General features: G+C 44.5%; 12 protein-coding genes. 3 read left to right on the top strand and 9 right to left on the bottom strand.

The features are described 5' to 3' along the window. Positions 1-11: 11 nt before the first annotated feature. The gene (leuC, locus tag B5D26_RS02505; protein WP_078744108.1) at positions 12-1,451 is read right to left on the bottom strand and encodes a 3-isopropylmalate dehydratase large subunit; all 1,440 of its coding nucleotides are present in this window, start codon (positions 1,449-1,451) and stop codon (positions 12-14) included. 164 nt (positions 1,452-1,615) lie between these two features. Here leuC and B5D26_RS02500 point away from each other — a divergent pair, with 164 nt between their 5' ends. Further along, the gene (locus tag B5D26_RS02500) at positions 1,616-2,479 is read left to right on the top strand and encodes a LysR family transcriptional regulator (RefSeq protein ID WP_078744107.1); all 864 of its coding nucleotides are present in this window, start codon (positions 1,616-1,618) and stop codon (positions 2,477-2,479) included. 39 nt (positions 2,480-2,518) lie between these two features. Here B5D26_RS02500 and B5D26_RS02495 read toward each other — a convergent pair whose 3' ends face one another. The 4 genes from B5D26_RS02495 to B5D26_RS02480 all read right to left on the bottom strand — a co-directional run bounded on the left by B5D26_RS02495 (position 2,519) and on the right by B5D26_RS02480 (position 7,931). Next, positions 2,519-3,619 carry an HNH endonuclease gene (locus tag B5D26_RS02495; protein WP_078744106.1) on the bottom strand — a complete coding sequence of 367 codons (1,101 nt, stop codon included), beginning with the start codon at positions 3,617-3,619 and terminating at the stop codon, positions 2,519-2,521. Continuing rightward, positions 3,616-4,323: an OmpA/MotB family protein gene (locus B5D26_RS02490; protein WP_078744105.1), complete on the bottom strand. Its 708-nt coding sequence runs from the start codon at positions 4,321-4,323 to the stop codon at positions 3,616-3,618. The genes B5D26_RS02495 and B5D26_RS02490 overlap by 4 nt, the downstream gene beginning before the upstream one ends. Positions 4,324-4,448: 125 nt before the next feature. Continuing rightward, positions 4,449-6,368, bottom strand: coding sequence for a hypothetical protein (locus tag B5D26_RS02485; protein ID WP_078744104.1), 1,920 nt, complete (start codon positions 6,366-6,368; stop codon positions 4,449-4,451). 231 nt (positions 6,369-6,599) lie between these two features. Further along, entirely contained in the window at positions 6,600-7,931 is a 1,332-nt protein-coding gene (locus B5D26_RS02480; protein WP_078744103.1) for a hypothetical protein, read from the bottom strand. A gap of 191 nt (positions 7,932-8,122) precedes the next feature. Here B5D26_RS02480 and B5D26_RS02475 point away from each other — a divergent pair, with 191 nt between their 5' ends. Then, the gene (locus B5D26_RS02475; RefSeq protein ID WP_078744102.1) at positions 8,123-8,344 is read left to right on the top strand and encodes a TA system antitoxin ParD family protein; all 222 of its coding nucleotides are present in this window, start codon (positions 8,123-8,125) and stop codon (positions 8,342-8,344) included. Next, positions 8,337-8,624, top strand: a complete 288-nt coding sequence (locus tag B5D26_RS02470; RefSeq protein ID WP_078744101.1) for a type II toxin-antitoxin system RelE/ParE family toxin — start codon at positions 8,337-8,339, stop codon at positions 8,622-8,624. Before B5D26_RS02475 ends, B5D26_RS02470 begins: the two co-directional genes overlap by 8 nt. Before the next feature lie 16 nt (positions 8,625-8,640). Here B5D26_RS02470 and B5D26_RS02465 read toward each other — a convergent pair whose 3' ends face one another. The 4 genes from B5D26_RS02465 to B5D26_RS02450 all read right to left on the bottom strand — a co-directional run bounded on the left by B5D26_RS02465 (position 8,641) and on the right by B5D26_RS02450 (position 13,092). After that, positions 8,641-9,006, bottom strand: a complete 366-nt coding sequence (locus B5D26_RS02465) for an MmcQ/YjbR family DNA-binding protein (RefSeq protein ID WP_078744100.1) — start codon at positions 9,004-9,006, stop codon at positions 8,641-8,643. Positions 9,007-9,104: 98 nt separating this feature from the next. Further along, positions 9,105-9,581 (bottom strand): ATP-dependent zinc protease family protein, encoded by a 477-nt coding sequence (locus tag B5D26_RS02460; RefSeq protein WP_078744099.1) that lies wholly within the window; start codon positions 9,579-9,581, stop codon positions 9,105-9,107. A gap of 80 nt (positions 9,582-9,661) precedes the next feature. Next, positions 9,662-11,551: a methyl-accepting chemotaxis protein gene (locus B5D26_RS02455; protein ID WP_159445567.1), complete on the bottom strand. Its 1,890-nt coding sequence runs from the start codon at positions 11,549-11,551 to the stop codon at positions 9,662-9,664. 770 nt (positions 11,552-12,321) lie between these two features. Further along, the gene (locus tag B5D26_RS02450) at positions 12,322-13,092 is read right to left on the bottom strand and encodes an MBL fold metallo-hydrolase (protein WP_078744138.1); all 771 of its coding nucleotides are present in this window, start codon (positions 13,090-13,092) and stop codon (positions 12,322-12,324) included. Between the last annotated feature and the right edge of the window lie 11 nt (positions 13,093-13,103).

Raw genomic sequence — 13,103 nt, 5'->3', positions numbered from 1 at the left:
TAGCCTCCGGTTTAGTGAGCAGCGTCAGCGTTTAAAACATCACGAACATCAACAAAGTGGCCTGCGATTGCTGCCGCAGCCGCCATGCCCGGACTCACCAAGTGGGTACGACCACCAAAGCCCTGACGACCTTCAAAGTTACGGTTTGAAGTTGAAGCACAGTGTTCACCTGCACCTAATTTGTCAGCATTCATCGCCAAACACATAGAGCAACCCGGCTCGCGCCACTCAAAACCTGCTGCGATAAAGATTTTATCTAAACCTTCCGCCTCTGCTTGCTGTTTTACCAAGCCAGAACCCGGCACCACCAAAGCCTGCTTCACGTTAGCGGCTACTGTTTTGCCACGCGCTACTGCTGCTGCTTCTCGCAGGTCTTCAATGCGCGAGTTGGTGCAAGAACCGATAAAGACGCGATCTAGCTTGATATCTTTGATCGCTTGGCCTGCGTTTAATCCCATGTACTCTAAGGCGCGGGTGTAGGCTTTCTTCTGATTTTCATCGGTTTGATCAGCTGGACTTGGCACTTGTGCGTTAACCGATACCACCATCTCTGGCGAGTTACCCCAAGTCACTTGTGGTTCAATATCTGCGGCTTCTAACTCAACTACGGCATCAAATACCGCATCGGCATCCGAGTGCAGATCTTGCCACTGAGCAACCGCCATCGCCCACTGATCGCCTTTAGGCGCAAATGGACGACCTTTCACATAGTCGATGGTGTTTTGGTCAACCGCCACTAAACCAACTCGCGCACCCGCTTCAATCGCCATGTTGCAGATGGTCATACGACCTTCCATCGACAGGGCTTGAATCGCTTCACCACCAAACTCAATGGCGTAGCCGTTACCACCTGCTGTACCGATTTTGCCAATCACGGCCAACACGATATCTTTACCCGTAATGCCTTTGCCCAGCTTGCCGTTCACTTTCACCAGCATGTTTTTCATTTTGCGCTGGATTAAGCATTGCGTCGCCAATACGTGCTCAACTTCAGACGTGCCAATACCGTGTGCCAACGCACCAAAAGCACCATGAGTGGCCGTGTGAGAGTCACCACACACAACGGTCATCCCCGGCAAAGTTGCACCTTGCTCTGGGCCAACCACGTGAACAATACCTTGGCGAATGTCGTTGATTTTGAATTCGGTAATGCCAAAGTGATCGCAGTTCTCATCCAGTGTCACCACTTGGATTTTTGACACAGGATCTTCAATACCATCGTTACCTGCTTTACGCTCTTCAAGAGTGGTAGGCACGTTATGATCAGGGGTCGCCAAGTTGGCATCTAAGCGCCAAGGCTTACGATTAGCCAGCTTTAAGCCTTCAAACGCCTGCGGCGAGGTCACTTCATGCAGCAGTTGACGGTCGATATAGATTAACGCCGTGCCATCATCGCGCTCTTGTACCAAGTGGGCATCCCACAACTTGTCATACAGGGTTTTGCCAGCCATTGCTTAGCTCCTCATCATTTAAAATTATTTCACCTCTTACGGGTGTTGCAGCCAGTGTAGGGTTTGAAGTTCGATAACACAAATTCATATTTTTTATTGATTAGATTCCATTTAGTTATCACTCGATCTAAGCTTGTCCTATATCAATAGATGAGATTCGCCTGATGGATACACAGTCTTTACAAGCCTTTATTGCCGTGGCTGAAACACAGTCATTTTCCCGTGCAGCAGAGCGTCTACATCTAACCCAGCCTGCTATCTCAAAACGTATCGCCAATTTAGAGCAGCAGTTAGGCGTACAACTTTTAGACCGAATTGGCCGACAAACCCATCTGACCGAAGCCGGACAAGCCTTAATGCCAAGGGCGCAAAAAGTACTGGTGGAATTGGAGGACACACGCCGGATGCTCAATAACCTGAATGGTGAAATCGCTGGTTCGTTGGTGCTGGGCACCAGTCATCATATTGGCCTACACCGTTTACCGCCGATTTTGAAAAGCTTCACGCAGGACTATCCACAGGTGAAGTTGGATATGCGCTTTTTAGATTCCGAACAGGCTTACGAAGGAATTCAGCAGGGGCGTTTAGAATTGGCGGTGGTGACATTGTCACCCCATCAGCACCCGATGCTGAAAGTGGTGCCGATTTGGGAGGACAAATTGAAGCTAGTCGTGGCAAAAGATCATCCGCTGACCAAGCTTAAAAAAATCAGCCTTGAGACCTTAACCGATTACGATGCGGTTTTGCCGGGCTTTCAAACCTTTACCCGTGGCATTGTGGAAACGGCATTTGCCAAAAAAGGCTTGCAGCTACAAGTGGCGCTGTCGACCAACTATATGGAAACCTTAAAAATGATGGTGTCGATTGGGTTAGGTTGGAGCTTACTGCCTGAAATCCTCACCGATGACAGTATGCAAGTGCTCGAACTACCTGAAGTGCAACTGACCCGCCCTCTAGGTTATCTCTATCACAAAGAACGTACCTTATCGAATGCGGGCAAAGCCTTGATTCAGTTATTGGAGGCATAGGACAGAGTGTGTTCATAGCACTTATCTATGAGTTAGTCATTAAGCTCTAAGAGCCTCTCCTATGCTTAATACTTTCCATCCTAAACTTTTAGCTTTCTCAGTTGCTAAATCGTTAACTGAGATACCTAGCTTATGCTTAGGCCATGCTAAGTCTAGTGTCGTGATATATTCATTTGCAGATGACATAAGATCGTAATGCACTACAGGCATGGCTTTTCCCGCGCTTTCATACTGATATAGCAAGCCTTCAAATGCCTTATCAGCCATTTTGCGTACCTCAGTCCAATTTCGATTATGGATAAGCCCTTGCTCTTTTCTTAGCTTATTGATCTGTAGCATATCGTTATGTTTAACACGCATATATTCATGTTTTGGCTGCTTTCTGTGGCAGTCAATACAAAGCGACATCAAATTATCAGTGCTGTTTTGGCGCTTATTGCCATTGATGTGATGAGTGTGTAACAAGCCTTTATTATTCGTTAGTATTACGAGACAAGACTCACATTGGTAATTTTTCAATCGTCGATAGTTTGCCGATATTTGAGACCAATCATCACTGTAACCTCCCTCATCAATCATTGCGGGGCGGTCAGGCATAGATTTAAACAGAGTGCTATATGTGGATAAAAACTCTGCAATGCTGAACTTACTGAAAACTCTATCTCTGTCTTGTCGATAACCATTGTAGTTCAGATAGTTAAGGCAGTTTTTACACACTGCCAATTCTACTTCAGCGGTACGGTTAGACCCTCCGTAATAAGAGGTTCCAAAAATCTCAAACTTACCACTGGTATTGTAAGTGGCCTTGTAGCGATCAAAGCGATTTTGTCTACGCATTTTGTCAAGAGTAGAGCAGTCCGCAACATGGAACCTATTACCAATATTCTGGCCGCTAATAACAGCCTCAATATTACCGCCATGATCAGGAATAAAGAGTAAAACCTGACGCCCACGAACACTGAGAACACCATTTTGAGTGCTAAGATCATCAAGTGTAATATCAAGACCAGCAGTGCTTGATAGCTCTTGATCCAGCTTTAGGTCAGATGCGCTACTCATATCAATATCGAAGTCTGCTTCATATTCACCCATTTTTTTGACGTTTTGCCATAATGCGGAAAAATCTGCTTTTAACTTCACTTATTCAGCTCCAAAATCTGGCGCATTTGAATATCTGCATTAGTGATGACACGAAAAGTCACTCGTCTTGAACGTGACTTTATCTCTTGTCCATTTTCATCTAGAACAGGTCGAGATGAGGACAAACCAACAGCGGCGAAATGGCGTTTAATCCAACTACTGTAGGGTGAGGCATCACCCAATTGATAGACGTAAGCAAGTACACTTCGTGTACGGCCTTGGGACAATTCCATGTTAAGGAAGTAAGCATCTGTGTCGTTAGAATAGCGATTCCAAATACTGCTGGTGTGCCCTTCAATACGCACTTCATTGATTGAACCAGAAAACTTAGACAGCACCGCCATATAACGAGGGAAAAACTCTGATAACAGCGCTTTATATTTCTGGTTTAAATCTATTTTACCTTGGGCAAATAGTACATCTGGAGATTGAAAGGTGAAGGTTAAAGACTCTTGATCAATTACTGCATCCCAGCGGCTTAGATCTTTTTCAAACTCTTGCATTAGTTGTTCATAAATGGCGACCTGATTTTCTTGATAGGCAACTGCGACCTCTTTAATTTTATCGCGCTCAATAAAAGCACTACGCATGAGCGCAATGGCAATAAATAAGAAAACCATCATCAAACCTGCCATAAGGTCAGAGACGGATAGCCAATGAGACTCCTCTTGCTCTGACTTTTTTGGCCTAAATAAGTGGCTCATAATTAATTATCCCCATGCATACGGGTTACTTTATGCATTGCGGTAATTAGTTTTTGGTAATCATCAGTAAATTTGCCTGTAATGCTTGCTAGTGCTTTACCCATATCATTCATCACCGCATTCAGCTAGTGGTTCAATGCTTCATCTAGCATTCGAACTTGTTTTTGTACCGCTTCAGCGGTGTCTTTTAATGCCTCATCGGCATGTTGGCTTACACCTTTTAATACTCGCTGGTGTTCCAGCATCTGTTGTTCAGCTTGTTCTTTAAAAGCAATCATCATTTCATTACGCATTGCGTCTAGATGTTGCTCAAACTTTAAGCGCACACGGTCTGTTTCAGTTATCAACGCCTGCGACGTTTGACTAAATGTCTCATGCAGCTTTTGATTGTCGGTTGTTAGCTCAAAAACAAGGCTACGGAAAATAGCCGCAATTTCTGCCTGTGATTCGTTGAACATAGTCCTAGTTTTTTGGTTGTTTTCGGCAATCAGATCAGCACTATTAATCAGTTCTTTATTCGCTTTTTCTGAGTTGATAACAAGTTCAGTCGCACTATTTATCACTGCTTTTTCAAGTGATTCTGAACTATCAAGTATACCGATACGCATTTCATTAGCAGCACCTGTGACATCCATCACCATAGATTCGCCAGCAGTTTTAAGGCCATCCGTTAATATTTTGCTACTTTGTCCTACGCTATCGGTCATTGAGGTTGCACTATTGGCAACAGATTCTTGCAGTGACGTGGTACTTTGCAGAATACCCTCAGATAGCGTATTCGCTGCACCAGTGATGCCGACTAAAACAGATTCGCTAGCGGTTTTAAGGCTACTGGTGAGAGTCTGACTTGTATCCGCCATACCTTCTGTGATTGAAACTGTCGCGTGTTTCATCCCCTCAACAGCCAGATCTATTTGTGCTCGTATTTCTGGTACAGCTTCAACCGCTCGATCTCTAATCTCTCGAAAAGCATCAAGGTGTTGTTTAAGAACTTCAATTTGGTGTTGATTGACTTCCATTACCACTTTCAATGCAGCCATGTTTTCAGGAATCGCTTTAGACTCCACACTGATATGGCTTACAGCCTGTTCTGTTTGAGTAATCGCACTCACACCTTGCTGATACTGAACAGACATTTCGGCTAGTTGCTGCTTATAGTTTTCTTGCCATTGCACCAGTTCTAAAACCGCAGCATTAAGCTGTTTGAAGTTCTCGCCGAACTGCTCAATTAGATTGTTATTAAAATCACTGATCACCTCTTTAAGGGCATTAATAACCTGCTCTGTTGCAGATTTTGAAAGCATATCAGCGAAATTTTGTAGGTTGACCCATAGCCGATCTTGGAACTCTGAAAAGTTTTTCTGTTGTGTTTGCGCAGCCTCGTTAATGGCAGTAAGGGCATAAGGAATTGGCTCAATAACGGCAAGGGTGTTTCTATGCTGCGAGGCTATGTCCGACCTGAGCAGGGTTACCTGCCCCTTTAAGCTGTCACCACTATCATCTGTGAGCGTACTGAGTATTGCTTTGTGCTGATCAGTAAGGTCTAAACGTAATTGACGCAGTTGCCCAACTAAACTGGTATCGCTATCACCACCAATGGCTTCCTTAAGACTAACAACATGATCAGACTGTTTTTTTAGCTCAAGTAACAGCTCAAATGCGCCCACCTCCTCTTCATCAATACCACTAGGTGTATCAGGAGAAATCCAACCAGTGGCATCCACTAGCTTGTATAGAATGGATAGTGTCATACCAACAAGGCTGGTAAGGAAGGCCGTTTTTAAACCTTCCAACAAATAGCCAATACTTTGATCAATATGATCAACATCAAAACCAAGCAAACCAGCAATAATGCCCGCAAAAGTACCTAAAATGCCTAAGGTGGTTAGAAATGTTGGAGTATATTGTGTAAATCCATGACACTTATTTGCCTTTCTAAAAATAAGCGCCAATACAAAAGTAATTGCAAGAAAGACTAAAATAATATCGGTCAAGGTAGAGGGCGCAGTGGTACGCAGTATGCTTTCAATCGGCTGGGATAACATTATTCAGTCCATTAAATTTAAGAGTGCAATTACAAAGTAATTTTAGATGATGAAATGGCTTCTTGTAGGGTTATTAATCCCTTAATAACATCACATTAATTTAGTCTATTTTATTAAAACAGATAGATTGAGATAACACCATGTGCAAGCTTAATTTGAGACTATTTTCTCAAACGTTGCCAAATTAATGCCTGCTTTCATATTCATATCTTCTGCACCACTCACCTTTTATTAATTCAAAGGATTGTAAAACCACATCGACAGACTGGCGGCCACCCACATCATCGCACCATAAGGCAAGTTGCTGCGTAACACCTGTTTGGCACTGATAAAGTAGCGCCCGCGCATGGATAAATTCATGCCCGACATGGGGCTACAAGCCGTGCCAATCGCCCAACTGGCTAAGAACAACATGGCTAACAGATCAATCGGTGGCTGAGTGGGCAACAACAAACCGCTTAAACTGGCAATGCTGATAACAGGATGTACGCCCAATAACGAGAGCAACAGCATCACCAGTAACAATAGACTGGTGACAACAGGGGTTAACTCAGGAATAGGCAGTTGATCGGCATATAAAGTGAATACCACTCCAAGACCTGCCGCCATAGTACCCGCGCTTAAAAACAGCGCCAATTCGCCCCCCATTTTAGCGAGACGGTTTTGGCTGTGCTCCAGTAACCTCTGCTTCAATGGTGCTTTATGAATCAGCAAAACCAAAATGGTGATGCTGGGCGCTAAAATACTGATCACCTGAATGATCGAAAGATCAGGCAACAGCCAACGACACAACACCACCGCACTGGCTAAAATAACGGGCAGTATTAAATTGCTCACCTGCATGGGATAACCCACAAACTGATTGGCCTTTGGGCGAATCTCAAAATAGGTGATCAACAACCCTAAGATCGCCATCGGGATACCCGCCTGAATAAGATGCATCAGTTGCGCACCCGGCGCATAGGTCAAAGACACCGCCACCGCTGCAAAAAAAGGTGACCAAAAAGCCGCTGCACAGAACCCCCGTGACAACACTTTCATCTGATCCACTTGAATCTCGGCACCACAAGGGTACGTAACACCAGCACAACAACTATCATTGTTGCTATCAGCAATAGACTCTCGTTTCGCACGGGCAAACCGATCCGCCATGATAAAAACAATCGACATATTAATCACGGCACCAAACAGGTGTACGCCCAATATCGACTGCAACAATGCACTTTTACCACTGGGTAAAGCCTTTTGTGGTTTGTTGCCCGTTAAATCGACCAGTGATAAAAAACTGACCGCCATTAACATCGCCAACAAAGGGGTATTAGCGCTGAGCGCCCGTTCGATAGGCAATGCTTGCTGTTGTAAACCACCCCATAACAAACCTGAAATGCCAATGCCTAAAAGCACACCTGCTTGGCGCTGCGTTGCCTTATTTAACCCCGACCAAGACAAAGCCAATGCACCCCACAAACACAAAGCGGGCATTAATAAAGGTATTGCGGTGATAGGGCGGGTCGCAGTCAGTAACAGCGCAAGGGCCATTAACAAACCCACAATGTTTTTCATGGTAGGGGCCTAGTGTGTTCAACACGCATCAGTCAGCGTAAAAATGAATTAGAGCAGAGCTGAAACAGAATAGCTATGGCACAAACTGAACAGCTGACGAATAATCTTTTGAAGCCTCTGCTGTGATTTGTTTCGCTACATTTGTAGCGCTACGCTACAATTATGGCAGCATTTAAATAAAGGAGCTCATTATGTCGACTGCCAGCATCCGCCTTGATCAAGAACTTGTAGATAAAGCTGCCATCATGGCCAAAGCTCTCAATCGTACCACCCCTAAACAGATTGAACACTGGGCTAAAATTGGGGAAATGATGGAAGACAACCCAGATTTACCTTATGAGTTTGTTCGACAAGCCATTATCGCTAAAGCTGAAAAAGAGGCCGGTAAACTTGAGGCATACAGTTTTGGCTAATATTACACAGGTTCTACAAACCCCTTCATTCAAGAAAAGCGTTAAAAAACTCCACTCAAACCAAAAAGCGGATCTCGACAATGCGGTAAAAGCACTGATCGAGAACCCACGTTTGGGCGAGCAGAAAAAAGGCGATTTGTCTTTTCTGCGTGTTTATAAGTTCAAAATGAGCAAACAGCTCACATTTCTTGGCTATAGCTATCAAGAAGGCACCGTAATACTTGAGTTGATCGCGCTAGGCGTACACGAAAACTTTTATAGGGATATCAAAGGGGTGTGAGTACTAGATAGAACTGTCACTTAACCAAAACACCCAGTTCAATTCGCTTCTTTTTACTTAAACCACTTGCCACAATTTTATACGATTCAGATAAATAGTACTGAAGTTGCTCGTCAAGATGCCCCTCAGTGTCGATTTGTTGAATCCATTTCATACCACGATTTGCAAAGTACGGTGCAGGTTGATAGCCCTCACAATGACTTAGAAAATCAAAATTTACATCTGATACTTTAAACGTGAAAGCCGCTTGTCCCTTCGGGCTCCAGCCACCTATTGCAAACACTTTACCACCAACCTTCCATACATCTGAGTTACCCCATTGAACAACATGGCTTGTAGCCGGAAAAGACGCACAGAACGCATTAAACTCATCATAATTCATATTGTTCATCCTTAAAGCGCATAACGCCGCCAATATGCAACATACTGATAGACTTAGATAAAACCTGAAGAGGTTTTGTCGTTAGCCTAGAGCTTTTTCTATTCGGTGTTTTTATCAACATCCACCACATAGTGACCTTGCAACCAATTTCTGCCTAGTAGCAGACGATAATCCATACGGCTACGGTCATTCAGCGTTACCAAAATGGTTCTGGTCGAGCCATGCCATTTTATAAGCAACGGGACAACGTATCTGCGTTCGGTCTGTTCTGCCGTTCTGACGCTAACAACCGACGCCACACGAGTTTCGATTCTTTTAGACTGCCCCTCTTTGGTGACAAGATCAAACGAGATAGGCTGACCTTGAAGATCACCCGATAGATCCAACTCGATGTTTTCGGCATGAATGCTAGAGGTTTTTGCACCAGTATCCACTCGCGCTTTAAAGCGTAGCTCCGCGTCTGTGACCAAGACCACTTCAGTTGCGCCCACAACCTGTTTTTGTGGCTCAGCCTTAACTGGCATCGAGGCGAAAGACAACACCGCCAGAAGAAAACCCGTGGTAACACATTTCATCTATTGGAACCTAATCACGGCTATCGTTACAAAAAAGGCTGCTTAATCAGCAGCCTTTCCCTAATCACATCAGATGCGACCTAAACAATAAACTTACCAGCCTCTGCTTTTAAGTCTGCTGCCAGTTTGGAGAGCTGATGCACTTGCTGTTCACTTTCCTTGGCATCATCAGCAAGGTCATGAGCAACCGAGCGAATGCTCTGGGTGTTATGGTTGATTTCATTACTGATAGAGGCTTGCTGCTCTGTAGCGGCGGCAATCTGTTCAGACAGTACGCTAATTTGTTGCACTGCGCTGACAATTTGCACCAACATATCTTGCGCGCCACGCGCTTCTTGCACGCTACTCTCGGCTAGGCTTCGGCTTGAATCCATCAAGCTGGTGGCCTCTAGGGCTGAGCGTTGCACAGACTCCATCACGTGTTGAATCTCATTGGTTGAGCTACTGGTACGTTGTGACAGGTTACGTACTTCATCGGCTACCACCGCAAAGCCTCGGCCTGCTTCACCCGCTCGTGCAGCTTCAATAGCGGCATTAAGTGCTAATAAGTTGGTCTGTTCGGCAATTTCTTCGATGGTTGCCAATATGCCGCTAATACCTTGGGCGCTGGTATTAAGTTGTGTCACTACTTCGCTTGCTGTTTGCAGCTGTTCGGCCAAGTCTGTTACAGATTGCTGACTGGTTTCGACCTTTTCAATCCCTTTCTCACCTAGGCGTAAGGTGTTTTTAACTTGGGCTGTTGTGTCTTGCACATGGCTCATAATACTGGTCGTAGAGTCTGCTAGCTGTTGAACTGCGTCTGCTACTTGGTTGGTGCCCGATAACTGCTGATAAATTTTCTGACCATTTTGCTCAGTTTTGTCAGAAATGATATTCGACTGTAAGCCTAGGTCTGTGGCGGTATGTTCTAGTTTAGTAATGATGGTATGCAAAGACTTCACAAAGTGGTTAAAGTCTCGCGCCACTTGCCCAACCTCATCTTGACTGCGGGTTTCAATACGCTTGGTCAGGTCACCTTCACCTTTTGCGATATAGCCTAGCGCACGCCCTACGGTTTTAAGGTCTTGCAATAAAACATTCACTATTGCGGCCACCAGCAGAATCACAATAAAAAATACAGCAACACTGATAGCAATCTCTATACCTAGGGTTTCACTTAACGCGCCCATCTCAGTGGCTTTATCAACTTCAACACCTAGCAACCATGATGAGTTTTTCACTTTAACCAGGCGCACTAGCTTGGTGCCTTGATTAGTTTCAACTTCTAATAGTTGCTGGCTAGCTGCCAGCGTGTTCACTTGGGCGGCTTGGATGCTGCTATAAAGCTCGGTAATGGGCTTTAGCTGATAGTTGGCGTTAGCGTGAGCAATAACCAAACCCTGATCATTAAGTAGAAAAAGCTGGCTGTTTTTACCTGATTCAAAGCCTGTAATTTCAGCAAATAAGCTTTTGAGCTGTAGATCTGCTCCGATAATACCTGTAATTTTGCCCGATTTTTCCAGTGGTCTAGCAATGGTGAAGGTCATCTCTTTGGTTGTACGATCTTCATAAGGACCAATCAATACCATCTGTTTCTCGACCATAGCCTGCTTGTACCAAGGCCGAGAACGTGGATCGTAACCGTTCACAAATAGAGTGTGTCCATTGCTGCCAATACGGGTGCCATCGGTCAGTCCTGCAAAAATTGCAACAAACTCACCCGCTTCTTTGGTCATGCGCAACTGTTCAATAAACTCGACTTGCTCTGCGGGACGACTGGCTAAGGTGTTGAGCTGCTGATATTTAGACGAAAGCCAGCGTTCAACACCAGTACTAACGGCACTACTCACACCATGTACCCGTTGATCAACACCGTTTTTAGTCAAATCAGAAAGGCTATAAATAGAAAAGCTAGTTAACGCTAGCGAGGTAGCCAACACCGCAAAGGTGGCAATCAGGATGATTTTGGCTTTAAGCGAGAGTGCCTTCATGTTCATATTCCTTGGCATTAGCTACGCATAGCTAAGACAGTTAATGTCAAACGCCTACATTTTTAGAAGGGGCAAGAGTAAGTATCTAGCGCTTTTCGAGTCCCTTCTGGCAAGCGATACAGCAATCAGTTAGCGAGATAATATAAAGGCAGCTGCTTTAAAAATCTATCAAACGACTACTTTAATCCCAAAAGCCCACCGAATAATACTGAACAAAATGGATCAAAAATTAGATTTCATGCTAAAGAAAACCATATTTACAGAATAAAAAACCTATCAAACTGTCCTGATACCTTTATTGAAACCCAAATAAGCCATCAAACAACAGACTTAACTGGCGTCAATAAAACTTGAATTGAAAGATAAAAACGTGCAAAAAAAAGCCCAGTTGCGAGCTGGGCTTAATTGCTAAATGAGTGTGGCATCCACTGCCTAAGCGATTGAGTAGAGACTACATTCAGCACTGTAATTCTTACGTGAGCCATCTAGCCTCCCAAGTGGTTATTTTCTGCATTGAGGCGATCCAAAGGTCTAAAATTTCTTCTGAAATAAACATAGCAACATCCTCTCCCTCTGCTTGATATTGTCCCTGCACTCCTCTTTTCAGAACAGGCTGGACTCATCTTCAGTATAGGCAGATTTTTGAAAGTGCAAGTTTTTATTTTCGCCTGAAGACCGCGTCAATAAAGGCGTTGAGGATATTTAACAACAAGAAATAACAACCTAAGCTGAATCAGCAACTTAGCTGTTTTGTGCAGGTAGAAGTAACCTTAAGACCAAGATTTTATACTACGCCAGTCCAAGCCTTGCTCTTGATCAATGGCAACAATTTCTTCTGGATAGCACTTTAGTACATGCGCTAATGCTTGCTGAGCTAACTCAAGTTGATTGTTTTTGTCACTGATATGAGCGGCAATCACATGCTGTAGTTTTGAGTGATATAAATCATGCAATAGATGCTGTGCTTGCAAGTTGCTCAGGTGTCCTAGACTACCGGCAACACGGCGCTTGAGGCTGGGAGGGTAAGCCCCATGTTGTAGCATCATGGCATCATGGTTAGTTTCCAGTATCAAAGCATCGCACTGGGCATAGCAGTGTCGAATATGAGGCGTGATACTGCCTAGGTCGGTCAATACTCCCAAACGCACATCACCATCGCCAATTACATATTGAATCGGCTCTTTGGCATCATGGGGTACAGGAACGGGTTCTATTTCTAAACCACCCACAGCAAAGCGGCGATGGCTGCTGATAGTGCGTAAATCTGGTATATCACCTAAACGACCACTAATAGCAGTGCCTGCACTGCAATACACTGCAACACCACAAGCCCGTGCAATCTTGCCAACACCGCCAATATGATCGCCGTGTTCATGTGTGACTAAAATACCGTCAAGGTCTTCAATTGTTAATCCAAGGCGTGCTAAACGTAGCCGAGTTTCTTTCAGGTTAAAACCACAATCAATTAAAATGCGGGTATCGGCTTTTTCAATTAAGGTGGCGTTACCTCGACTACCGCTGCCAAGGGATGCAAAACGCATGGCGGTCACAC

It is taken from the genome of Oceanospirillum multiglobuliferum (assembly GCF_900167095.1).
Taxonomy (GTDB): Bacteria; Pseudomonadota; Gammaproteobacteria; order Pseudomonadales; family Halomonadaceae; genus Oceanospirillum; species Oceanospirillum multiglobuliferum.
The sequence above is the reverse complement of the archived record's forward strand: the minus strand, read 5'-3'. Positions and strand labels throughout refer to the sequence as shown.

What these genes read in the sequence shown, in the direction of transcription:
- leuC (WP_078744108.1), bottom strand. Translation starts at nt 1,451, where the DNA reads ATGGCTGGCAAAACCCTGTATGACAAGTTGTGGGATGCCCACTTGGTA.
- B5D26_RS02500 (WP_078744107.1), top strand. Translation starts at nt 1,616, where the DNA reads ATGGATACACAGTCTTTACAAGCCTTTATTGCCGTGGCTGAAACACAG.
- B5D26_RS02490 (WP_078744105.1), bottom strand. Translation starts at nt 4,323, where the DNA reads ATGAGCCACTTATTTAGGCCAAAAAAGTCAGAGCAAGAGGAGTCTCAT.
- B5D26_RS02485 (WP_078744104.1), bottom strand. Translation starts at nt 6,368, where the DNA reads ATGTTATCCCAGCCGATTGAAAGCATACTGCGTACCACTGCGCCCTCT.
- B5D26_RS02480 (WP_078744103.1), bottom strand. Translation starts at nt 7,931, where the DNA reads ATGAAAAACATTGTGGGTTTGTTAATGGCCCTTGCGCTGTTACTGACT.
- B5D26_RS02475 (WP_078744102.1), top strand. Translation starts at nt 8,123, where the DNA reads ATGTCGACTGCCAGCATCCGCCTTGATCAAGAACTTGTAGATAAAGCT.
- B5D26_RS02465 (WP_078744100.1), bottom strand. Translation starts at nt 9,006, where the DNA reads ATGAATTATGATGAGTTTAATGCGTTCTGTGCGTCTTTTCCGGCTACA.
- B5D26_RS02460 (WP_078744099.1), bottom strand. Translation starts at nt 9,581, where the DNA reads ATGAAATGTGTTACCACGGGTTTTCTTCTGGCGGTGTTGTCTTTCGCC.
- B5D26_RS02455 (WP_159445567.1), bottom strand. Translation starts at nt 11,551, where the DNA reads ATGAAGGCACTCTCGCTTAAAGCCAAAATCATCCTGATTGCCACCTTT.
- B5D26_RS02450 (WP_078744138.1), bottom strand. Translation starts at nt 13,092, where the DNA reads ATGCGTTTTGCATCCCTTGGCAGCGGTAGTCGAGGTAACGCCACCTTA.